Here is a 23,228-nt window from a genome sequence, read left to right as displayed (position 1 = left end):
GAGCTGGCTGGAGAAACATGATGGAGCAGATCCAAAACCGTACCTTCGATGAGATCGAAGTCGGTGACACCGCCAGTCTGGTTCGCACGCTCACCTATCGCGACATCGAGGTGTTCGCGGTGATGTCGGGTGACGTCAACCCGATGCATGTCGACGCGGCTTTTGCCAAGAGTGACATGTTTCATCAGGTGGTGGCGCACGGCATGTGGGGCGGGGCGCTGATCTCGACCCTGCTCGGCACGCAATTGCCCGGACCAGGCACGATCTATCTCGATCAGTCGCTGCGGTTCGCAAGGCCCGTGCTGCTCGGCGACACCGTGACCGTCACGGTCACGGTCAAAGAGAAGAACGCGGCCAAGAAACGCCTGCTGCTGGATTGCCGCGCCACCAATCAACGCGGCGAAGAGGTGATCACCGGCCTCGCCGAAGTGATCGCGCCGGTCGAGAAGATTTCGCGGCCGCGGGTGCTGCTGCCGGAAATCGATCTCAATCGCACCGCGCAGCGCTACGAGCGGCTGATCGAAATGACGCGCGGGCTGCAGCCGATCCGAACCGCGGTGGTGCATCCGGTGGATTCCGCCTCGCTGCTCGGCGCTGTCGAGGCGGCGCGCGAGGGGCTGATTGTGCCGGTGCTGGTCGGACCGGAAGCCAAGATACGCGCAGCCGCCGCCCAGGCTGCGGTTGATCTTTCTGGCTATGAGATCGTCGCGGTCGAGCACAGTGCGGCTGCTGCCGAAGCCGGGGTGGCGATGGCGCGAGCCGGCGAGGTCGAGGCGGTGATGAAGGGCGCGCTGCACACCGACGAGCTGATGCACGCAGTGGTCGATCGTGCCCGCGGTCTCCGCACCGCACGCCGTATCAGCCATGTCTATGCGATCGACGCGCCGGACTATCCCCGCGCGCTACTGGTCACCGACGCGGCGATCAACATCTATCCGACGCTCGCCGATAAGCGCGACATCATCCAGAACGCGATTGATCTGGCGCATGCGCTGGGCATCGGCGAGCCGCGGGTGGCGCTCCTGTCGGCGGTCGAAACCGTCACCGAGAGCATCCGCTCGACGCTCGACGCAGCCGCATTGTGCAAGATGGCCGAGCGCGGCCAGATCAAAGGCGGCATCCTGGATGGGCCGCTGGCCTTCGACAATGCGGTGTCAGAAGAGGCTGCCAAGACCAAGGGTATCGTCTCCCCGGTCGCAGGGCGCGCCGACATCTTCGTGGTGCCTGACCTCGAAGCCGGCAACATGCTCGCCAAGCAGCTTGAATATCTGGCACACGCCCGCGTTGCCGGGATCGTGCTCGGCGCGCGGGTGCCGATCATCCTCACCAGCCGCGCCGACAAGACGCTGGCTCGGCTTGGCTCCTGTGCGATCGCGCTGCTGCTCGCCCGCCACACCACCGCGGCGCCGCCGCGCCTTTCCGGAGGTGCCGCATGAGCGATGTGCTGCTGGTCCTCAATGCCGGGTCTTCGAGTATCAAATTCGCGCTTTATGAAGCGCATACCGAGCCGACCGCCGATCACCTGATCTGCGAAGGCGGCATCGGCAGCCTCGGTCACCGGCCGCATTTCAAGGTGGTGAACAGCGACGGCTCGACCCGCTACGATACCTACCTGCCCGAGGGCAGCAGCCACGACGACGCGATGGCGGTGCTGATCGGCTGGATCGAAACGACGTTTCCCGAGCACCGCCTAAGCGCAGTCGGTCATCGCGTGGTTCATGGCGGCGCGCTGTTCGATGGACCGGTGGATGTGACGCCCGAGGTGATCGCCCAGCTTCGCGCGTTCGACAGGCTGGCGCCGCTGCATCAGCCGCACAACGTCTCGGCGATCGAGGCCCTGGCCAAGCTGCATCCGTCGCTGACCCAGATCGCGTGTTTCGACACCGCATTCCATCATCGCTTGCCGGAGGTCGCCACCGCCTTCGCGCTGCCGCGCGAGCTGACCGAACAGGGCGTCCGCCGCTACGGCTTTCACGGGCTCTCTTATGAGTACATCGCGGGCCGGCTGCCGGACGTCGCCGGACAGGCGGTCGCCGATGGCCGGGTGGTGGTGGCGCATCTCGGCGCCGGCGCCAGTATGTGCGCGATGCTGAGATGCCGCAGCATCGCCACCACGATGGGTTTCACCGCGCTCGACGGCCTAATGATGGGGAGCCGTTGCGGCGAGCTCGATCCGGGCGTGGTGCTGTATCTGCTCGAAGAGAAGAGCATGACGCCGCGCGAGATCGAGGATCTGCTGTATCGCGAGTCGGGATTGCTCGGCGTGTCGGGCATCAGCGACGACATGCGCACGCTGCTGGCGAGCGACGATCCGCGCGCCTGCGAGGCGATTGAATTGTTCGTCTATCGCATTTCCCGTGAGCTCGGCTCGCTCGCCGCCGCACTCGGCGGGCTCGACGCGCTAGTGTTCACCGGCGGCATCGGCGAGCATGCCTCAGAGATCCGGCGCCGCGTCTGCGAGCAGGCCGCCTGGCTCGGTGTGAGCCTTGATCCGGGCCTGAATACGAGCCTGTCGGGGGCAGGGCGGATCAGCGCACCGGACAGCAAAGTGTCGGCCTGGGCGATCCCGACCGATGAAGATCTGATGATCGCCCGCCATGTCTGGCGGCTTGCCGATGGTGGGCGCTGATCAGCCGGCGTCGGCGTTGGTCGGCCGCGTTGCAGAGGTGGTCTGGTCGTGCTCCGGCATGGTGCCGATCTCCGGCACCAACGGCGCCTGGTTGGTCCAGGAAGTGACCTCGCGCACTCGGCCGGGCCGGTTGCGCTTCACCGCATACAGCGCCTCATCGGCCTTGCGCAGCAATTCGTCGAGCGTGACGCCATCGGTCGGCGCCAGTGCGCTGCCGAAGCTGGCGCCGAGCATTACGGCTTCGCCGGCGATCGCGTAGGGCTCCGATAGCGCCGCCACGATCCGGCGACCGAGGTCATCGGCTGCTGCCGTATCCGAGACGTTGGCCTGCACCACGACGAATTCGTCGCCGCCGATCCGCGCCGCAAGGTCCTCGTCGTCCAGCAGTTCGGTCATCCGCCCGGCGACGGTGCGCAGAATCTCGTCGCCGGCCGCATGGCCGAAGCGGTCGTTGGCTTCTTTAAAGAAATCGAGATCGAGGCTGATCACCGCGAAGCCTTCGCCATGGCGGGCCAGCCGCTTGGCGAGTTCGTTGAAGTGTTCGACCAGATGCCGCCGGTTCGGCAGATTTGTCAGCGCGTCGGCACGGGCGAGCCGCGTTGCTTCGGCGCGTAGCGTCAGTTGTTCGGCGGTGGTGGCGTGGATGTAATCGATCAGTTCGAGGCCGCCCAAGGCGAACAGCAGAAACAGCACCGCCTGAGCAACGTGCAGCAGGTCGAAATTCCACAGCGCTGCCGCGACTGCCGGGGTGACTGAGACCACCAGCGAGGCCTGCACGATCCACGGCCGGATCGAAAACCGCGTGGTGGTGCCGGCGCAATAGCCGAACACCAGACCGCCGGCGATCATGTGCGCGGCGAGATCGGGCAGCAGGAAGCAGCGCACCGCGAAGGCGCCGACGCAAACGCCAGTAGAGATCACGCCGACCGCGAGCCGGCGCTCCCACAGCTTCGCCGTCGCCACATCGAGCGGACGCTTTGCAACCGCGTGGTCGAACGCGAAACACAACGCGAGTCGTCCCAGCGTCACCGCCATGCCGGTGAGCCCGATCACCGCCATCACCACATCGCGAGTCTGCCAGGCGACGGCGAGCCCGGTGGTCAGCATCGCACAGCCCACCACCACGATGGGCCAGCGCGCGGTGTACAGCAACCGAACGAATTCGATGTAGACGGCGTTCGCGATCTTGCTGTTCGCGGTCATCAGAGGTGTCGATCTCGCAGCAGTGTGCCGCGTCAGACTGCCTGTGCCCGTTGCGACAGCGAGATACCTATTCCCACAATGCTGAATCCAGCGTGAAACCGATTCCGCCTGCCGGAGTGTGGTGAATCGCCGCTTAATCGGTGAACGGCAGCGGCGAATTCGACCAATGACAGCCGCGGTTTACTCCGCCGCGCCGGAGCGTAATTTGAAGTGGCCGTAGCACGACGCGATCGGTTCGGCTGGATCGCGCTGATAGGCCTGCGCTTCGAACGCAACCACGCGGCGGCCCTGCTTGACGATCGAGACCTTGGCGAAGGTGTCGAGCGGTCGGCCCGAGCGCAGATAGTTCACCGTCAGCCCGATCGGCTTCGGCGCGGTGGCGAGGCCGATCTCACGGCGCACGCTGACGATCGCGGCGGTCTCCAGGAACGCCCCGATCACGCCGCCATGCAGCGCCGGCAGAATGGGATTGCCGACTAGCTTCGGATCATACGGCATCGTCGCCTGGGCATCGCCGTCGACGCGGATGCCGAGGAAGCGCGGATACGGGCTGATCGCCAGTGGCCCATCGTCCGGATCGTCCGGCGCGACCAGCTCGGGTGCGGAGTCGAGCGTCACCTTCGGCGTCTGCCGCAGCATGTCGGTGCGATTGGCGCCGACCATGAACATCGCGGTTGCGGTGGCAATCGGCACGTCCTCGGCGTCCTGATAGGCGGTGGCGCGGACGAACGCGATCGAACGGGTGAGGTGATAGCAATGCGCATGCGCCCGCATCACCTGTCCGGGCGTCGCCGGCCGCAAGTAATCGATCCTCAGGTCGAGCGTGGCGATTGCGGTGCTGCCGGGCAACGCGAGCTGCACCGCCATGCCGCAGCTCTCGTCGAGCATCGCGGTGACGACGCCGCCATGGATTACGCCGGTCGAGATGTCGCCGACGAACACGGGATGATAGGGCAGGCTGCTCCACGCTTCCGCGGGCGCGTAGCGGTCGAGTTGCAGGCCGATGATGGCGCCGTGGATCGAGCGGCGGTTCTGAATCATCCGCGCTTTGTCGTCGAACGACATCACCGGATCGGGGATCGATTGGTCGGACATGAATTGGTTCTAGCAAGCGCTTGCGAAGCCGCAAAGCCGTCCGGTGCTGCACGACTACCATTTCGGCGCACGGCTGGTATGACTGTGTCCGGCCGGAGCGGCCGGCAGACGGGACGAGGGTTCGGGAATGCGTCGACTGATCGTGATGGTGCTGGGGCTCTCGCTGGCGGCGCCGGCCTTGGCGGCGGAAGCGGTGGTGAAGGACGGAGACACCCTGCAGCTCGGCGACAAGGTCTTCCGGCTCGAAGGTGTCGATGCACCCGAGCTCGATCAGCGCTGCGTCAACCAGTTTGCCGATCCGTCGGCCTGCGGCCTCGAAGCCCGCGATGCGCTGGTCAAGCTGATCGGCGGCCGAAGCGTCACCTGCCGCGATCTCGGGCCGGACCCGGTATTCAAGGGACGCCGGCTCGGCACCTGCGCGATCGCCGGCGAAAGCGACAGCCTCAGCCGCCGCCTGGTGCAGGATGGCTTCGCCCTCAACGCCGCTGCCGGCGGCAAGGACCGCTTTGCCGGGGACGAGACCAAGGCCAAGGACGAGCGCAAGGGGCTGTGGCAGGGCTGCTTCGTCGCGCCGAACGACTTTCGCCGCTGGGACAAGGATGCCCCGCTGCGCGGCGCCGCCTGCCGCGAGGACAAGCATACCGAGCTGATCGACGTGATGTTTCCTGATCAGCCGGCGATGCTGCCGGGCTGCACCATCAAGGGCAAGCTGGCGCGCCGCGCCCGCATCACCGGCAATGTCGGCGTGTATCAGATCCGCGGCTGCCCGAGCTACGCCAGTCTGACCAAGCCGAACCGCTGGTTCTGCTCGGAGGACGATGCCCGCGCGGCCGGCTTCCGCAAAGCCTACAACTGCCGGATCAAGCTGACGCCGTAACTCACGCGGCGCCGACGCCGCGGCGGCTCTCGACCAGCTTGACCATGACGGTCAGCGCCAGATTGGTCGGCGTCGGCACCCCGTGCGCGGCGCCGAGGCGAGCGACGGTGCCGTTGAGAAAGTCGATCTCGCTCGGCTTGCCGCGTGCCAGATCCTGCGCAGTGGATGATTTCTGGCTCGGCATCGCGCCGGGCAGCGCCAGTGTCTTGGTGAGGACATCGTCGGGCACCCTGACGCCGCCGGCGCGGGCCACTGCGATGCATTCGTCGATCACGTTGCGGACCACCTGCTCGGTGCCGTCGATCGCCAGCAGCGCGCCGTAGGGCAGGTCGGCGACCGCCGACAGCGCGTTGTAGGCGCAGTTCAGGATCAGCTTCGACCACAGCGCTTGATCGATGTCGGGCGCCACGGTGGTCGGGATCTTCGCCGCCGTCAGCGCGGCCGCGATCGCATCGCTCTGCGCCGAGGCGCCGATCAGCAATTCGCCGCGGCCATGATGCTTGACGTGGCCCGGGCCGGCCATTTCGGTGCCGACATACACCACCGAGGCGATCACCGGATGGCCGATCGCGGCTTGCAGTCTCGCTGCGTTGTCGACGCCGTTCTGCAGGCTGAGGATCACGCTGTCCGGCTTCAGCCGCGGCTGCAGCGCGCGGCCTGCGGCTTCGGTATCGGCGGATTTGACGCAGAACAACACCAGATCGGGCGGGGCGATCGCAGCCGGCTCGGTGGCGGCCTTCAGCGGGATCATCTGCGTGCCGGTCTTGGTCTCCAGCCGCAAGCCGTTCGAGTCGATCGCGGCGACATGGTTCGGACGCCCGATCAGCGTGACGTCATGGCCGTCCAGCGCCAGCAGCCCGCCGAAATAGCACCCGACCGCGCCGGCCCCCATCACCGCCACTTGCATTCCGTTCTCCCTTCCCGTGCGCCAACCAATGCGCAATGTTTCCTTCTTAAGGTCGGCGTTCGGCCGATGAAACCGGGAGTGGCGTGCGTGCACATCGATTTGAACCCGAAGCTCGACTTTCGCGACGTGCTGATCCGGCCCAAGCGTTCGGTGCTGTCGTCGCGGTTCGAGGCCAACATCAAGCGCGACTTCCGCTTCCGCCATTCCAGCCGGGCCTGGACCGGCTTTCCGCTGATCGCCTCCAACATGGACACCATCGGCACGCTGGAGATGGCGAAGGCCTTTAGGCCGTTCGGCGCGCTGGTCGCCCTGCACAAGTTCCATCATCCCGATCGGCTGGCCGAGTATCTCGCCGGCGACGAGGATCCCAACGTGTTCGTTACCGTCGGCACCGGCTCGGCCGATTGGGAGCGGCTCGCGGCGGTGAAGGCCAAGGTCAAGGTGCCGATGCTGAACATCGACGTCGCCAATGGCTACACCGAAGCGTTCGTGCGCGCGGTGGCCAAGCTGCGCGACGAGAATCCGGACGCGATCATCATGGCCGGCACGGTGGTCACCGCGGAGATGACCGAGGCGCTGGTGATCGCTGGCGCCGACATCGTTCGTGTCGGCATCGGTTCAGGCTCGGTGTGTACCACGCGCGATCTCACCGGCGTCGGCTATCCGCAGCTCTCGGCGGTGATCGAATGCGCCGACGCGGCACACGGCCTGAAAGGCCACGTCTGCTCCGACGGCGGCTGCGTCGTTCCCGGCGACCTCGCCAAGGCTTATGGCGGCGGCGCGGACTTCGTCATGCTCGGCGGCATGCTGGCCGGCCATGACGAGTGCGGCGGTGAATTGAAATATGCCGAGCAAGGTGGGCAGAAGGCCCCGACCAGCATGGTGTTCTACGGCATGTCGTCAGAGACCGCGATGAACAAGTATCACGGCGGCGTCGCCGATTATCGCGCCGCCGAAGGCAAGACCGTGGAGGTGCCGTATCGCGGCGAGGTGCGCGCCACGGTCGAAAAGATCGCCGGTGGCCTGCGCTCGGCGATGACCTATATCGGCGCCGAAAACCTGAAGGAAATTCCGAAGCGGACCACCTTCATCCTGGTCAACGCCCAGCGTAACACGGTGTTCGATCGCTGAGCTCAGTGCGAGGGGCTTCACGGCCCCTTTCCACGTCATTGCGAGCGGAGCGAAGCAATCCAGGAGCCTCGCGTGCTGCCTCTGGATTGCTTCGTCGCTACGCTCCTCGCAATGACGGGACTGGTCGGCTGCGGCGCAGAATGACTATTGCGTCCGAAACCGCTCGACGAACTGCTGCAGCGTCACGGCAATCGCCGCGGTCTTGTCGCCGATGCGATATTCCGGACCTGCGACCACCACCGACAGCCGGCGCTCGCCGATCGGCAGCGGCACCGCGACCCCGGCGAGGTCGCGGCTGTAATCGGCAAAGCTCTGGCAATAGCCGCGCTCGATGGATATGCGCAACTCTGCCTCGACCGCCTCGATGCTGATCGGGGTGGTGTGGTTGTATTGCTTGAACTCGATCTTGCGATACAACGAGTCGCGCTCGTCCTTGGAGTATTGCAGCAGCAGCGCCCGGCCGCTCGACGTCGCATGGATCGGCACGCGGTGACCGACCTTGGCGAAGTAGCGGATCGCGGCTGCGGATTCGACAACGTCGATGAATACCGCCATCACTCCGGCCGGCGCCGCGATCGCGACGGTCTCACCGGTCTCCGCCGACAGCGCCGCGATCAGCGCGTGAGTCCAGCCCGGCAGCGGTTCGACCTCCGCGACTTCCCGAGCCATTACCAGCCAGCGCGGCGTCGGATAATAGCCGGCGCGCGGCCGCGGTTCGTACAGATAGCCCTTCTCGGCCAGCGTGGTCAGCAGGTTGAAGGTCGACGAGCGCGGCCAGCCGAAATGATCGGCGATTTCCGCCAGCGTCGCCGGCTTCTTCACGCGCGCGAAGTATTCCAGGATGTCCAGAACATTTGCGGCTTGGCGAACGATCATCAGAGGCCCTCGGGGCGGCCGATCCGGCCACCCGCGCTTGTCATAGTCCGAGAATCTTCTGCGCGGCGCGCAGATGTGGCTTGTCGAGCATCTTGCCGTCGAGCCGCAGCGTGCCGGCGTCGGGATTGTCGGCGAACGCCGCAATCACTTTTTCGGCCCAGCTCCGTTCAGCCTCGGTTGGGGCGAAGGCGGCGTTGACGATGTCGACGTGCTTGGGGTGGATCAGCGCCTTGCAGGCAAAGCCGTCGCGCCGCGCGGCGCGGGTCTCCGCTTCCAGCCCGGCGAGATTGTCGATGTCGGTATAGACGGTGTCGATCGCGGTGACCTCGGCCGCCGCCGCGCCCATCAGGCACAGGTCGCGCGCGAGCCGGTACGGGCTGTGAAACAGGCCGGCCGAGCCGTTTTCGGTGGCGCCGAGCGAGGCGGCGAGGTCTTCCGCGCCCCACATCAGCCCGGCAAGCCGCGGCGAGCAGTCCTTGTAGCTGCCGAGTCCGAAGATCGAGCCGGCGGTCTCGGTCGCGACCACGACGATCCGGGTCGCTCCAGACTCGATGCCCGCGGCGGCTTCGAACGCATCGAGCCACAGCGCAACGTTGCGCACGTCGTCACCGCCGCGCGATTTCGGCAACACCATGCCGTCGGGCCGCGCCGGCATCACGGCAGCGAGGTCGCCGAGCGTGCGGGCGGTGTCGAGCGCGTTGACGCGGACATAGAGCTTCTGCCGGCCGCGCGGTGCCTGCAGCATGGTGCGGGTCAGGCTGCGGGCTTCGTCCTTCTTCTCGGCGACGACGGAATCTTCGAGGTCGATGATCAGCGCGTCGGCCGCGCCTTGCGACGCCTTCTCGAATTTGCGCGGGCTGTCGCCCGGCACGAACAGCATCGAACGCATCAGGCCGGCCTCTTGTGCATCAGCGCCGTGCGCAGGCACCTGCCAACGATCTCGTCGTTCTGGTTCAGCGCGTGGTGTTCGAACTCGATGATGCCGGCGTTTGGGCGCGACTTCGACTCGCGTTTCGACAGCACTTTCGTGGTGGCGCGCAGCGTATCACCGTGGAACACGGGCTTGGGGAAGGTCACGTCGGTCATGCCGAGATTAGCAACGGTCGTGCCCAGCGTCGTATCATAGACGGTCATGCCGATCATGATGCCGAGCGTGTACAGGCTGTTGAAAATACGCTGGCCGAATTCGGTCTTCTCCGCAAAATGCGCGTCGATGTGCAGCGGCTGCGGGTTCAGCGTCAGCAGGCTGAACATCGTGTTATCCATCTCGGTCACCGTGCGCGTCAGCGCATGCCGGTATTCCTGGCCGACCTCGAATTCCTCGAAATACATCCCCGCCATGATCGTCGTCTCCCTGTGATTCAATTGGGCCCGCGGGCCGGTTGTCAGTCGGGCAGATGCACCGCCTTGCTGTGGCCCAGGCGTTCGATCTCCGCGGCCGAGAAGCCTGCTTCGATGAGTATGTCGCGGCCGTTGCCGCCAAGCGTCGGCGCCGGAGCGCCGGGCTCCGGCTGTGTCGCGCTCCAGGTCGACGGCACTTTCATCTGGCGTACGCGCCCTTCGACCGGGTGCTCGATGGTCTCGAAGAAGCCGACCGCACGCAGATGCGGATCGTCGAGGATCGACTCCGTGCTGTGCATCGGCATCACCGGAATATCGGCGCGCTCCAGCAGTTCGCGCCATTCGGCTGTGGTGCGGGTTTGGAAGATGGCGCCGATCTCTTCGTAGATCTCGTCGATGTGCCGGGTGCGCGCCGCGTGATTGGCGAAGCGTGGCTGCGCCAGGAAATCGGTGCGGTCGATCGCCTCGAAGAAGCTGCGCCATTGCTTGTCGTTGTAGATCAGCACGCACAGATAGCCGTCGCTGGTGCGGTACGGCTTGCGGGAGCGCGACAGCAGGCGGGCGTAGCCGCCATGGTCGAGCGGCGGCTCATACGTCAGTCCGCCGAGATGATCGACCAGCACGAATGAGGCCATCGACTCGAACATCGGCACGTCGATGCGCTGGCCTTCGCCGGTGCGCTGCTGATGCAGCAGTGCGCCGAGCATGGCGTTGACGGCCATCAGCCCGACGATGCGGTCGGCGATGGTGATCGGCACGTAGCGCGGGGTGCCGTCACCGGCCGCCGCGAGCAGGGTCGGGACGCCGGCAGCGCCCTGGATCAGGTCGTCATAGGCCGGCTTGGCGGCGTAGGGACCGTCCTGGCCGTAGCCGAACGCGCCGAGATAGACGATGCCCGGATTAACCGCGGCGACCTGCTCGTAGCTCAAGCCGAGCCGCGCCATCGCCTGCGGACGCACGTTGTAGATCAGCGCGTTGGCCCGCGCGGCGAGCCGCAGCAGCGCCTGCCGGCCATCGTCCTGTTTGAGGTCGATGACGATGCTGCGCTTGCCGCGATTGGTGTTGAGAAACATCCCGCCCATGCCGGGCGTGCGGCCGGGACCGATGTGCCGGACGATGTCGCCCTCCGGGCTCTCGACCTTGATGACGTCCGCGCCCATGTCGGCGAGCGTCTGAGTGGCATAGGGCCCCATCAGCACCGAGGTCAGGTCAAGTATCGTAATGCCAGCCAGAGGTCCCAACGCGCGATCCTTCAGTTCACGTCTGTGTAGCTAGAATTCAAAAAATAACGCGGTCAATCGATTTGGGTGTTCGCCCGGCGCATGCCTCTATGCATTGTCCATCATATTGACTGAAAAATTCACCTGTATGTACGATCCCCCCATCAAAGCGGCACAAGCCGCCCCGGCCGCTGCTGCGGACGGACACAGGGAGGACTGCGGATGCGGACAAGCGTGGCTTGGGCGGTGGCGTTGTCGCTGCCGGTGACGATGGCGTTGGCGCCTGCTCAGGCGCTCGAACTCAAGGTCGCCGACTCGTTTCCCGCCGGGCACTATCTCGTCCGCCTGATGCTGAAGCCGTGGATGGACGACGTCACCAAGCGCACCAACGGCGCGGTGACCTTCAGCTATTATCCGAACCAGCAGATGGGCAAGGCGACCGACCTGCTGCGTCTGACCCAGTCGGGCGTCGTCGACATCGGCTACATCGCGCCGTCCTACGCCTCCGACAAGATGCCGCTGTCGGAAGTCGCGCAACTGCCGGAGTCGTTCGCCACGAGCTGTCAGGGCACGATGGCCTATTGGAAGAGCGCACGTGACGGCGTGCTCGCCAAGCAGGAATACGCGCCCAACAAGATCAAGCTGCTGATGGCCGTGGTTCTGCCGCCGTATCAGGTGTTCACGGTCAAGCAGAAGGTTGACTCGATGGACACGATCCAGGGTCTGAAGCTGCGCTCGACCGGCGGTGCGCAGGACCTGACCCTGCGCGCGCTTGGCGCCGTGCCGGTGCGCATGGCGGCGCCGGACGCCTATGAGTCGCTGGCGCGCGGCACCATGGACGGCGTGCTGTTCCCGGCCGACAGCATCGCGTCCTACGGCCTCGACAAGCTGGTCAAGCACGCCACCGACGGTGTCAGCTTCGGCTCGTTCATCGTCGCTTATTCGATCAGCGAGCGGGCCTGGGCCAAGCTGCCGGACGACGTCAAGAAGGCGATGGAAGAAGCCTCCGAGGCGATCGAGCCGAAGGTCTGCGCCGACGTCGACAAGGAACAGCAGCAGACCCGCAAGCAGCTCAACGACGCAGGCGTGACCTTCGATCCGATCCCTGACGCCACCAAGGCGCAGATGAAGGACAAGCTGAAGGGCGTCGCCAAGGAATGGGCCGCCGGCATCGACTCGCGCGGCAAGCCGGGCACGCAAGCACTCCAAGAGTTTCAGAGCCTGCTCGCCGCTGGTGCCGGCAAGTAAGCGTCCCCTAGACAACGCATGGAGACCGCGTGATGCAGCGAGCCAGTGCCGCTCTCGCCGCGCTCGAACGAGCGCTGACGTTGATCGCGGTCACCTTCATGTTCGCGATCATGGTGCTGGTGGTGGCGGACGTGTTCATGCGCTACGCGCTGAACCGTCCGTTCTCCTTCACCTACGATCTGATCGGCCTCTATTTGATGGCCGGGGTGTTCTTCCTGACGCTGTCGGACGCGCTACGTGAGCACGTTCATGTCGGCGTCGACATTCTGGTGCCGCGGTTCTCGCTCGCGGGGCGGCGCCTCGCCGAGATCGTCACCGCGCTGACCGGCCTGTTCGTGTTCGCGCTGCTGTGCAAGGTCGGCTTCGACCGCGCGCTCGATAACTTCCAGCAAAACGACGTGCTCGCCGGCGCGATCCCGTGGCCGACCTGGATTTCGGCGGCGCTGGTGCCGTTCGGCTGCGGCGTGCTGGTGCTGCGGCTCGTGCTGATGCTCGCAGGCCATGTGGCGAGCCTCGTCACCGGCCGCGACCTCTATCCGTTGCCGCCCCTGGTCGGGGTCGGTGAAGCCAAGTCCTTCGAATAGCGGCGGCCGACATGACAACCTTGATCGTTCTCGGCCTGCTGTTCGTCCTGCTCGCGATCGGCACGCCGGTCGGCTTCGCGATGGCGTTCTCGGGTTCGGTCGGCCTGCTGATGGTCGGCGGCACCGGCACGCTGTTCGGCATCCTGGAGACCGCGCCGCTGTCGACGGTGTCGTCCTACGAGCTGATCACCATCCCGATGTTCCTGCTGATGGCCGAGCTCGTCCTGCTGTCCGGCGTCGCCGACGCGTTGTTCAAAACCGCCTCGGCCTGGGTCGGCCGCATCCCCGGTGGCCTCGGCATGGCGACGGCGCTCGCCGGCGCCGGCTTCGGCGCGATCTGCGGCACCAGCACGGCGTCGGCCGCGACGTTGTCGTCGACCAGCCTGCCGGCCATGATCAAGCAGGGTTACGAGCCGAAGATGGCAGCCGGCGTGGTGGCGATCTCCGGCACGCTGGCGATGTTGATCCCGCCCAGCGTGGCGCTGGTGATCTTCGGCCTGCTCGCCGAGGTCAACATCGGTCAGCTCCTGATCGGCGGCATCATTCCCGCCGCGCTGGTCACCGCGACCATCATGGCGACGATCTACGTCCTGGTCTGGCTCGATCCGTCACGCGCGCCTCGGGTGGCGTCGGTGCCGTGGCGCGAGCGCTTCGTGCTGCTGTGGCAGATCGGCCCGATGTTGGCGCTGTTCACGCTGGTCACCGGCACGATCTATCTCGGCGTCGCGACCCCGACCGAGGCCTCGGCGCTCGGTGCCGCCGGTGCGTTGGTGCTGGCGATCTCCAAGGGCAAGGTGACGCCGAGGACGCTGTACAAGGCGCTGCTCAGCGCCAGCTACGGCACCTGCATGATCGTGACGATCCTGGTCGGTGCGTCGATCTTCGGTTACTTCTTCACGCTCACCCACGTCACCCAGGACCTTGTCGCCTGGGTCGGATCGCTGGAGACCTCGCGCTGGGTGATCATCACGCTGATCCTGTGCGGCTACATCGTGCTCGGCTCTTTCATGGATCAGATCGCCATCCTGGTGCTGACGGTGCCGATCGTGATGCCGCTGATCAAGTCGCTCGGCTTCGATCCGATCTGGTTCGGGGTGATCAAGATCGTCACCGCCGAGGTCGGCATGATCACGCCGCCGGTCGGGCTGAACTGCTTCATCGTCGCGCGCTACGCCAAGCGGCCGGTCGCCGAAGTGTTCCACGGCACGTTCCCGCACTTCATCGCCCACCTGATCGCGATCGCCATCATGGTGGCGTTCCCGAGCATCATTCTGTGGCTGCCGTCGCAGATGGCGCCCTAGGCCTCACGCAACGTCCGCTCGTCCGTCCAAGCAACAACAACACAAAGAGCCAGTCATGGACTTCGCACTCACCGATCAACAGGAAGCCATTCGCGATGCCATCGCCAAGATCTGCGAGGGTTTCGACGACGCCTATTGGCTGAAGAAGGATCGCGAGGGCGGCTTCCCGCACGACTTCCACAAGGCGCTGGCCGACGCCGGCTGGCTCGGCATCTGCGTGCCGGAGGCCTATGGCGGCTCCGGTCTCGGCATCACCGAGGCGGCGATCATGATGCGCGCGATCTCGGAATCCGGTGCCGGCATGTCGGGCGCCTCGGCGGTGCATATCAACGTGTTCGGCCTCAACCCCGTCGTGGTGTTCGGCACCGAGGAACAGCGCCAGCGCATGCTGCCGCCGATGGTCGAGGGCCGCGACAAGGCGTGCTTCGCCGTGACCGAGCCGAACACCGGCCTCAACACCACCCAGCTCAAGACCCGCGCGGTGCGGAAGGGCGACCGCTACGTCGTCAACGGCCAGAAGGTGTGGATCTCGACCGCGCAAGTCGCAAACAAGATCCTGCTGCTGGCGCGCACCACGCCGCTCGAAGAGGTGAAGTCACCGACCCACGGCCTCAGCCTGTTCTATGCCGACTTCGATCGCACCAAGATCAAGGTGCATGAGATCGAGAAGATGGGCCGCAAGATCGTCGACTCCAACGAGCTGTTCTTCGAGGATTTCGAGATTCCGGTCGAGGACCGGATCGGCGAGGAAGGCAAGGGCTTCCACTATATCCTCGAAGGCATGAACCCCGAGCGGGTCCTGATCGCGGCCGAAGCGGTTGGGCTCGGCAAGCTGGCGCTGTCGCGTGCCGCCGACTACGCCAAGACCCGGATCGTGTTCAACCGCCCGATCGGCCAAAACCAGGGGATTCAGCATCCGCTGGCAAAGAACTGGGTCGAGCTCGAAGCCGCCTGGCTGATGGTGATGTCGGCGGCGTGGCAATACGACCAGGGCATGCCGTGCGGCGCTGCCGCCAATGCGGCGAAGTATCTGGCCGGCGAAGCGGGCTTTCAGGCCTGCGAGCAGGCGGTGATGACCCATGGCGGCTTCGGCTACGCCAAGGAGTATCACGTCGAGCGCTATTTGCGCGAAGTGATGATCCCGCGGATCGCGCCGGTCAGCCCGCAGCTCGCGCTCAGCTTTATCGCCGAGAAGGTGCTCGGCTTGGCGAAGTCGTACTGATCGCGGATCGGCGCGAGCGCCGCCGATGCCAGCCCAGAGCGCGTCGATCGACTTCGCCGGCCTGATCTGTGCCGGCGATCTCGTGGTGTGCGGTCAGGCCACGGCCGAGCCGTTGACGCTGACTGAGGCGCTGATGGCGCAGGCGGCGGGGCTCCCGCCGTTCCGGCTGATGGTCGGGCCGGTGTTCTCGGACACGTTCGCGGCCGCGCCGCCGAACGTCTCGTTCGTCAGCTACGGCGTCATCGGCAATGCCCGGAAACTGGCACGCGCGGGCCGGCTCGATGTCGTTCCCAGCAACTACTCGGCGTTCTGCGCCGACTTCGCGACCGGACGGCACCGCGCCGATGTCGTGCTGGTGCAGCTCGCGCAAGCGGAGGACGGCCGGCTCAGCGCCAGCCTGTCGCGGGACTATGTCATCGATGCCGCGCGTCGCGCCCGGGTGGTGATCGCCGAGATCAATCCGGACGCGCCGTTCACGTTCGGGGCGGAGTGGCCGGACGACACTCCGATCCATCACCGCGTCATCGCAAGTCGCGCGCCGCTGGAGTTGCCGTCCGGCGGGCTCGACGACGTGTCCCGCCAGATCGCCGCCAACGCCGCCGGGCTGATCGCCGACGGCGCGACGTTGCAGTTCGGCGTCGGCAAGATCCCGGACGCGATCCTGTCGTCGCTGGCGCATGCGCGCGACCTCGGCATCCATTCCGGGCTGATCAACGACGCGGTGGTAGAGCTGATCGAGCGCGGCGTCGTCACCAATGCGCGCAAGGGCATCGATCCCGGCGTCACCATCACCAACCAGCTGATCGGCACGCAGCGGCTGTACCGCTTCGCGCACCGAAACAACGCGGTGGTGATGCATCCGGCCGCCTACACGCATGATCATGGCGTGCTGAGGCGGATCAGCAGGCTGACCGCGATCAACTCGGCGCTCCAGGTCGGGCTCGACGGCAGCATCAACGCTGAGACTCTGAACGGCGTCGCGATCGGGGCGATCGGCGGCCAGCTCGATTTCATCCGCGGCGCCAATGCCTCGCCGGGTGGGAGAGCGCTGATCGCGCTGCCGGCGACGGCGCCGGATGGGGCGAGCCGCCTCGTCGCACGGGTCGAGACGGTGACGACGCCGCGGGCCGATGTCGATGCGATCGTCACCGAATGGGGCGTCGCCGAGCTGCGCGGTTGCGGCCTCGCCGAGCGCGCGCGGCGGATGATCGCCATCGCGGCGCCGGAGCATCGCGACCAGCTCGCCGAACAGGCCCGGACCATCGCCTGAGTCCACGCGCCTGTGCGCGGGCGGATAGAACCGGACTTACGCCGCTTCGCTGTCGCCGTCGTCGTCGCTGAAGTCTTCCAGCATCGGCAGCGCCATGCCGTCGATCTCGGCCAGCGCCTTGCCGGCGATGCCCTGCAGGTCGCCATACATTCCGGCGGTGGCTTCGAGCACGCCGCGGATCTGCGCCTCGCGTTTGGCCCACATCCGCATCATCGAGCGGCGTTCCTTGTCGAGATCGCTTTGCATCTCGGTGAACTTCTCGACGATCGCCTCGATCCGCTGCCGAAACGCGGGGCCGGTGAGGTACTGATAGGTCAGCTCCATCTTGCTCTGCTGGCCGACGCCGGCCTGGCGCGCGGCGGCGAGCTCGATCAGCGACTGCCGCAGCGCGATCGCCACCGGAATCGCGCAGCGCGCTTCGGTGACCCAGACGCCGTCGATATGGTCGAAGGTGTGCACGCCCTTCGGCAGCGCGTTGGAGACGATCAGCGCCAGCTCCGCCTTGGCCTTGCGCTGGTCGTCGCGCAGCTTGGTCAGCCAACCATCCGACCAGTTCTTGGTGCGCTTGAATTCCCACAGGATGCTGCCGCACGGCTGCGCCGCGGTGCTCACCACCCGCTGCAGCACGTCGCCGCCGAATTCGCCCTTCGGCACCGGCTCGATCTGGTCATGCGGAAACTTGGCGCGCAGCGAGGCTTCGAGTTCGAGCTCCAGCACCTCGCCCTGCAATTGCTGCGAGCCTTGTTCGGCCTTGCGCTTCAGGTCCTCGATCTGCCGCTGCATCGCGGCGATCTGCTCTTCCTTCTCGGTGACCTTGAGCCGCAGATTATCCTCCGCGGCCTGCTGGGCCTTCTGCCGCGCCTCATCGAGACCAGCCTGGACCTGCTTCTCGATCGTCAGATGAAGCTCGCGCTTCTCGTCCTCGAGCAGCCGCTGCTTCTTCACAAACTCGGCCTGCGCCTGCTGTGCCTCGGCCAGCTTGGCGTCGCGGCTTTTCAGCACGTCCTGCAGCTCGGCGAGCTGCCGCGCCTTGTCGGCGAGATCGTTTTCGGCGAGGCGCTTCGCCTTGGCGGCTTCCTCCGCGGCGATCCGCGTCCGCGCGGCCATCACCTGGTCGGCGACCTGCTGCGCCACCGCCGCCTTGGCCTTCTCCACCTCCGCCTGCTGCGCCCGCAGCGCCTGCTCGCGCCCGGCGATGTCCTGATCCTTCTGCTTGATCAGCCGCTCGTATTTGGCCTGCGTGTCCTTCAAAAGCGGCGCCGCCAGCGATTCGGTCAGCGGCACCGACGAGGCGCAGTTCGGGCAGGTGATGGTCAGATCGGTCATGGGATTTGCGAATCTCGTGGCTCGGGAGCGATACGGCAGAGTCTAGCCGGAGTTCATGGAATGTTCACGGAGAAAGAGCGCGGAACTCACCGGTGAGCCGTCGGCTCGGTTGGGCGACCTATCGGCTACTTCGCGCCGTCGGCGGCCGTGTGCTCGGGGAAACGCGTCGCCAGCACCGTCTTGAGGAATTGGTAGTGGCCCATACTGGTCTCCAGTTCGCGCAGCCGACGTTCGCCATTGGCGATTTCGGTGCTGAACTGGTTCTGCAGTGCGGTGTCCTCGGGAGCGCGGTCGATATATTCGTCGGTCTCGGTGCCAACGGTGATAGCCGCCCGCGCCAGCACGTCGTGGAGCCGCTCGCTCAGTCCGGCATGTTCGGCCTGCGCCGCCAGCAGCGCGGTTTCAATTGCGGAAACGATCGAACCCACCCGCGCCGCATCGGTCTCCGCATCCCGCGCCGCGTTGCGGGCCCGGAACTGATTGGCGGTTTTGGCGCGTGAAAACAGCTGAAACATCTCGGCAAATCCACCAGCGGCGATGCCGTATGAAATTCTACTCAAGGCTGAATTTCAACTCGAATACGCATCGGCGCACGCTGCCTTGCAGTACACTGAGGAACGCGTTGGCAAATGCCGGACAGGATCGAACTTGCTAACTCTCCTTACCAAGGAGCACCAGCGATTTGCAAGGCAGCCGTCCCGGGCTTGGCCCACTCCCCAAACATCTGAACACTTGGCGCCGAGGCGATCAAAGAGGGTCAACGGATAGGTATCTAGGCCGCAGGGGCCGGCGTTACCGCGATCGCTCAAGCCATCGGATTACGCCGTCAGGCTGACTATCGGATCAAGGAAGACCTCACTGAGGCGGCGAAGGTTTTGTCTGTGTGGGGTCGCATAGGGGGCGACGCGAATCGGGATAAATTAGCACCATGTTCGCGTGGCCCCTCACCGAACTCAACAAAAAGCCCGAACATCAAGATGTTTGACGTCACGCCCGACGATGTTGCCCAACTGAACGACACTGATCTGAGAGAGCTTGTCGGACGCCTGTGCGAAGCCGAACTCGTCAGCCGTGGCCTGTCGCCCGCGGCAGTCACGTGGGGGGGCAACCAGACTGCCTCGGACGGCGGATTGGATGTTCGCGTGGCGTTGCCGCCGGGCGCATCTATTGATGGATTCATCGCCCGTGCCTCCGCAGGATTCCAGGTTAAAGCGCAGGACATGGCAAAGGCTGCGATCGGCAGAGAGATGCGCCCGAATGGCGTTATTCGTCCCGTCATAGCCAAACTCGCCGACGAGGCCGGCTCCTATGTGATCGCCAGTTCGCGTGGCTCAACAGCAGATTCCTCCCTTCAGAGTCGGAGAAGAGCATTGAGTGACGCCCTGGCCGGAGTTCCCAAGGCGGAGCAGCTCCATGTCGACTTCTATGACCGGACCCGCCTGGCTACTTGGGTTAGGCGCCATCCTGGTCTGATTACTTGGGTGAGGGAGAAAGTCGGCCGCCCTCTCCGTGGTTGGCGTCCCTATGGTCCTTGGGGCAGTGGAAGCGAAGGTGTCGAAGCTGAGTACCTGCACGATGACATGGTTCGCCTCCAACTCCGCAATCACCGCGACGCTACAGCTCATCCAGTAGCCGACGCGATTGACGAGCTGCGCGATATGCTTGCCAAGGCAGGCAAGATGGTGCGCTTGGTCGGCTTATCGGGTGTCGGTAAGACTCGACTGGTTCAAGCCCTATTTGATGCCCGAATCGGGGCGCGTGCACTGCCGCCCTCGCTTGCTGTCTACACTAACCTGTCCGACGACCCCGATCCGCAGCCGACAGGGCTCGCCTCGGACATGATCGCGAACCGTACCCGGGCGGTTCTAATCGTCGACAACTGCCCACCGGATCTGCACCGCAGGCTCTCCGACCTGTGCTCCGTGCCTAGCAGCACGGTAAGCGTCCTCACGATTGAGTACGACGTGCGCGACGATCAGCCCGAGGGAACTGAAATTGTCACGCTCGACACATCGTCGCCCGAGGTTATCGAAAAGCTGGTAGCGCGTCGATATCCAGGCCTTTCGCAGGTTGATGCTCGCACGATCGCTCAGGCCTCTGGCGGCAACGCCCGAATCGCAATCGCCCTAGCGGAGACCGTCGGACGGTCCGAAACAATTGCCGGCCTCTCGGACGACGAACTCTTCCAGCGTCTCTTTCGCCAACGCCACGATGAAGACCATGCACTACTCCGTGCGGCTCAGGCGTGTTCGTTGGTGTATTCCTTCGAGGGCGAAGCCCTGACAGGGGAGGAAGCGGAGCTGCCACGTTTGGCATTGATTGCGGATCAAGCACCGCGAGAACTCTACCGACACGTCAGTGAATTGCTTCACCGCGACCTTGTCCAGCAGCGAAGTGTTTGGCGGGCGGTGCTGCCCCATGCGATTGCGAACAGACTTGCCGCCCGTGCACTCGATGATACGCCGTACGACATTATCGACCAGCAGCTCGTGACCGGTGGAACGGAGCGCCTCGCGCGATCCTTCTCACGGCGACTATCGTTTCTGCACGACCACTCCCGAGCCGTGGCAATCGTGGAGCAGTGGCTAAGGCCCGGCGGCCTGCTGAGCGATCTGTCAGCCTTGAATGATTGCCACCGGGCGATGTTTGAGAACGTTGCTCCCGTGCAGCCCGAAGCGGCTCTTACGGTTTTGGAGCGGGCCGCCAATGGTGATTCCCCGACGGCCGCAAAGGTATTGTATCGCTATCGCTGGCTGCTTCGGTCTCTCGCCTACGATCCGCTTCTGTTCGAAAGAACGACTGCAGTGCTGATATGGGCAGCGACGCAGGACACGAGCGAGCGTGAGCCCAAGGAAGCCTGGGATACGTTCACGTCACTGTTTTCGCTCTACCTCTCCGGAACTCACGCCACTGTGGAGCAGCGACTGGGCGTTATCGAGCGGCTACTACGATCAAACCAGCTAACGAAGCAGTCGCTGGGTCTGGCGGCTCTGGAAGCAGCGCTGGAGGCCATGCATTTCAGTTCTGTCTACCCCTTCGAGTTCGGCTCGCGGTCGCGAGATTACGGCTATGAGCCTAGCAGCGCTCAAGATGTAGCGGAGTGGTACGGCGCAGCGCTAGCTCTGATCGAACGCTTGGCGCTCACCGAAGGCATACTCAAGCTTGAGTTGCGCAAGGTTCTGGCGAAGAGCTTCCGCGGCTTGTGGACTTCGGCGCATATGGTCGCCGAATTGGAAGAACTTTTCCGGAGGTTTTCCGCGGACGGGTTCTGGCGCGAAGGATGGGTAGCCTGCCGTCAAACGATATACTTCGACGCCGAACAACTGCTCCCTGAAAATGCTTCACGGCTTACCATTCTTGAATCCGTGTTGAGGCCGTCCAGGCTCCCGGATCGGGTCCGCGCGTCCGTCCTTGGTAATCAGTCGGGCGGGATCGAATTTGGTGACGAGGACATCGATGGCAATATCACAGACCAGCACGAACGTCTGGAAGCTATAGCGCGCGACCTTGGCGCGGCGGTTGCCATTGACGAGGCGGCGTTTGCGGAATTGCTGCCCGACCTTCTCCGCGGCGGAAACGGGGCCTGGGCATTCGGTGGTGGACTCGCCGGCGCGTCAATGGACCCTCGCGCAACCTGGGTGCGACTCGTGGACGAGCTTGGAAAGCTCTCTGAGGAGCAGCGGAATCCTCAAATTCTCCGGGGCTTCCTTGCCGAACTCTGGGAAAAAGAGCGGGACCTCGCACACGATCTCCTCGACGCGGCACTTCACCAGTCTGGCGTGGTGGTCTTTCTACCTGTGTTGCAGTCAGCGGTGCCGATTGACGCGCGAGGTGTCGAACGACTGAAGCGAGTTCTCAGCTCGGGGCAGGTCCCGATCTGGATGTACCGTGACCTTGCGCTTGGGCGAACGTCGGACCAGCTAGCGGGCCGTGATCTGAAAGACCTGCTAATTTCCATCGCCGAACAACCTGAAGGGTTCGACGTGGCGCTGGAGATCCTCTTTATGCGCCTCCACTCGGATCGATCAGCAGAAAGGCAGCATGAGCCGGAACTCCTGGTGGCCGGCCAGGAGCTTCTGCGACGCGTCAGATTTGGAAAGAAACGTCAGCGGAATGACTACCAACTTGCGGGTGTTGTGCGAGCCTGCTTGTCAGGGACAGAGGCTGTTCCGATTGCCGCGGAGGTTATCAGCCGTTTGCGGCAGGCATTTTTGGAATATGAAAGCCATGTCTTCGATAATCACGATCTGCTCAAGGCTTTGATGAGTATTCAACCGGGGCCAGTCCTCGACGCTCTGTTCGGTGGAAATGACGAGGAGAACCGGAGAATAGTCTTCGATTTCACGCGCCTGCGTTACCTTCATTCGAATCCGGCCGACGAGATTCCATGCGCCGAACTCATCGCATGGTGCGACCGGGAGCGTGAGGTGCGCTTTACTTTAGCGGCCTCGATCGTCACGTTTGCACAGTCGATCGAGCAAGGATCTCAGGTTTGGTCGGAGCAAGCAAAGGCGCTTCTCGCCAATGCGCCAGATCCCAAGAGGGTGCTCACTGAGTTCATCAGGCGGTTCAAGCCGACGAGCTGGAGTGGTTCCCGTGCCGCGCTGATCGAAGTAAATGCTCGGCTACTTGATATCCTTGAGCCGGAAGTCTCAGCGGGTCTCTGTTCGCTTTTAGAAGAAGCCAAAGAACAGCTCGCGCGAGATGTTGCGGTAGAACGCAAGCGAGAAATTGAAGACGATCGATCGCGGGACGAGCGGTTTGAATAGGCCAAACGCCCGGCCTTTGAACAATCTGCCGCCACTGTGGCGATCGCCACCTGCAATCGGTGCATCGTCCCGCAGTGCCTAAGACGTTCGGAGGTAAGCAATCCGCTCACGAGGATTGACGGCTATTGGAGGCACGGATTTGGCACGTTTTGGCACGCACTTTCGTGCTTTGTTCTGCCTCTTCATGCTCCAAAGGAACATGCCACAATGGGCGGCGACCTCGATTAAG

19 protein-coding genes are annotated in these 23,228 nt (G+C 64.7%); 10 read left to right on the top strand and 9 right to left on the bottom strand.

Translation table 11 applies throughout. From position 1 onward, the window contains the following. Positions 1-20: 20 nt before the first annotated feature. Positions 21-1,436 (top strand): bifunctional enoyl-CoA hydratase/phosphate acetyltransferase, encoded by a 1,416-nt coding sequence (locus DY467_RS18660; protein ID WP_164638141.1) that lies wholly within the window; start codon positions 21-23, stop codon positions 1,434-1,436. Then, positions 1,433-2,629: an acetate/propionate family kinase gene (locus tag DY467_RS18655; protein WP_164573228.1), complete on the top strand. Its 1,197-nt coding sequence runs from the start codon at positions 1,433-1,435 to the stop codon at positions 2,627-2,629. The genes DY467_RS18660 and DY467_RS18655 overlap by 4 nt, the downstream gene beginning before the upstream one ends. Here the strand turns inward: DY467_RS18655 and DY467_RS18650 are convergent, their stop codons facing one another. Then, positions 2,630-3,832, bottom strand: coding sequence for a GGDEF domain-containing protein (locus DY467_RS18650; RefSeq protein ID WP_164638140.1), 1,203 nt, complete (start codon positions 3,830-3,832; stop codon positions 2,630-2,632). 180 nt (positions 3,833-4,012) lie between these two features. Then, on the bottom strand, positions 4,013-4,927 hold the full coding sequence (locus DY467_RS18645; RefSeq protein WP_164638137.1) for a PaaI family thioesterase: 915 nt from the start codon (positions 4,925-4,927) through the stop codon (positions 4,013-4,015). 127 nt (positions 4,928-5,054) lie between these two features. On the opposite strand from DY467_RS18645, the gene DY467_RS18640 reads away from it, so the two are divergent. After that, positions 5,055-5,804 carry a thermonuclease family protein gene (locus DY467_RS18640; protein ID WP_164638135.1) on the top strand — a complete coding sequence of 250 codons (750 nt, stop codon included), beginning with the start codon at positions 5,055-5,057 and terminating at the stop codon, positions 5,802-5,804. A gap of 1 nt (position 5,805) precedes the next feature. Here the strand turns inward: DY467_RS18640 and DY467_RS18635 are convergent, their stop codons facing one another. After that, the gene (locus DY467_RS18635; RefSeq protein ID WP_164638133.1) at positions 5,806-6,711 is read right to left on the bottom strand and encodes a ketopantoate reductase family protein; all 906 of its coding nucleotides are present in this window, start codon (positions 6,709-6,711) and stop codon (positions 5,806-5,808) included. An 87-nt stretch (positions 6,712-6,798) separates the two neighbouring features. Between DY467_RS18635 and DY467_RS18630 the strand changes: the two genes are divergently transcribed. Beyond that, the gene (locus DY467_RS18630) at positions 6,799-7,842 is read left to right on the top strand and encodes a GMP reductase (RefSeq protein WP_164638131.1); all 1,044 of its coding nucleotides are present in this window, start codon (positions 6,799-6,801) and stop codon (positions 7,840-7,842) included. A 144-nt stretch (positions 7,843-7,986) separates the two neighbouring features. Here the strand turns inward: DY467_RS18630 and DY467_RS18625 are convergent, their stop codons facing one another. From DY467_RS18625 to DY467_RS18610, 4 genes are read right to left on the bottom strand one after another with little or no spacing between them, the layout of a single operon-like run. Then, entirely contained in the window at positions 7,987-8,718 is a 732-nt protein-coding gene (locus DY467_RS18625) for an IclR family transcriptional regulator (protein ID WP_164638129.1), read from the bottom strand. Positions 8,719-8,758: 40 nt separating this feature from the next. After that, positions 8,759-9,607 (bottom strand): HpcH/HpaI aldolase/citrate lyase family protein, encoded by an 849-nt coding sequence (locus DY467_RS18620; protein WP_164638126.1) that lies wholly within the window; start codon positions 9,605-9,607, stop codon positions 8,759-8,761. Then, complete coding sequence (locus DY467_RS18615) at positions 9,607-10,083, bottom strand: MaoC family dehydratase (RefSeq protein ID WP_349627659.1); 477 nt, start codon at positions 10,081-10,083, stop codon at positions 9,607-9,609. Before DY467_RS18615 ends, DY467_RS18620 begins: the two co-directional genes overlap by 1 nt. Positions 10,084-10,103: 20 nt before the next feature. Next, on the bottom strand, positions 10,104-11,300 hold the full coding sequence (locus DY467_RS18610) for a CaiB/BaiF CoA transferase family protein (RefSeq protein WP_164638122.1): 1,197 nt from the start codon (positions 11,298-11,300) through the stop codon (positions 10,104-10,106). A 201-nt stretch (positions 11,301-11,501) separates the two neighbouring features. Here DY467_RS18610 and DY467_RS18605 point away from each other — a divergent pair, with 201 nt between their 5' ends. The 5 genes from DY467_RS18605 to DY467_RS18585 are packed head-to-tail and all read left to right on the top strand — an operon-like array spanning position 11,502 to position 16,904. Continuing rightward, entirely contained in the window at positions 11,502-12,527 is a 1,026-nt protein-coding gene (locus DY467_RS18605) for a TRAP transporter substrate-binding protein (protein WP_164638120.1), read from the top strand. Positions 12,528-12,559: 32 nt separating this feature from the next. Beyond that, complete coding sequence (locus tag DY467_RS18600; protein WP_164638118.1) at positions 12,560-13,111, top strand: TRAP transporter small permease; 552 nt, start codon at positions 12,560-12,562, stop codon at positions 13,109-13,111. Positions 13,112-13,122: 11 nt separating this feature from the next. After that, positions 13,123-14,412, top strand: coding sequence for a TRAP transporter large permease (locus tag DY467_RS18595; protein ID WP_164638116.1), 1,290 nt, complete (start codon positions 13,123-13,125; stop codon positions 14,410-14,412). Between the two features lie 55 nt (positions 14,413-14,467). Beyond that, positions 14,468-15,634 (top strand): acyl-CoA dehydrogenase family protein, encoded by a 1,167-nt coding sequence (locus DY467_RS18590; protein ID WP_164572752.1) that lies wholly within the window; start codon positions 14,468-14,470, stop codon positions 15,632-15,634. Between the two features lie 25 nt (positions 15,635-15,659). Next, on the top strand, positions 15,660-16,904 hold the full coding sequence (locus tag DY467_RS18585) for an acetyl-CoA hydrolase/transferase family protein (RefSeq protein WP_164638114.1): 1,245 nt from the start codon (positions 15,660-15,662) through the stop codon (positions 16,902-16,904). Positions 16,905-16,940: 36 nt separating this feature from the next. On the opposite strand, the gene DY467_RS18580 is transcribed toward DY467_RS18585, so the two are convergent. Together DY467_RS18580 and DY467_RS18575 are read right to left on the bottom strand one after the other, a co-directional pair. Then, entirely contained in the window at positions 16,941-18,230 is a 1,290-nt protein-coding gene (locus DY467_RS18580) for a DUF2130 domain-containing protein (protein ID WP_164638112.1), read from the bottom strand. Positions 18,231-18,355: 125 nt separating this feature from the next. Next, positions 18,356-18,745, bottom strand: coding sequence for a hypothetical protein (locus DY467_RS18575; RefSeq protein ID WP_164638168.1), 390 nt, complete (start codon positions 18,743-18,745; stop codon positions 18,356-18,358). A 462-nt stretch (positions 18,746-19,207) separates the two neighbouring features. On the opposite strand from DY467_RS18575, the gene DY467_RS18570 reads away from it, so the two are divergent. After that, positions 19,208-22,999, top strand: a complete 3,792-nt coding sequence (locus tag DY467_RS18570; protein WP_164638110.1) for a hypothetical protein — start codon at positions 19,208-19,210, stop codon at positions 22,997-22,999. Positions 23,000-23,228: the final 229 nt, after the last annotated feature.

Origin of the sequence: Rhodopseudomonas sp. BR0G17, assembly GCF_010907025.1 — a bacterium.
GTDB lineage: Bacteria > Pseudomonadota > Alphaproteobacteria > Rhizobiales > Xanthobacteraceae > Rhodopseudomonas > Rhodopseudomonas palustris_H.
This window is presented reverse-complemented; position numbering and strand designations above follow the sequence as displayed.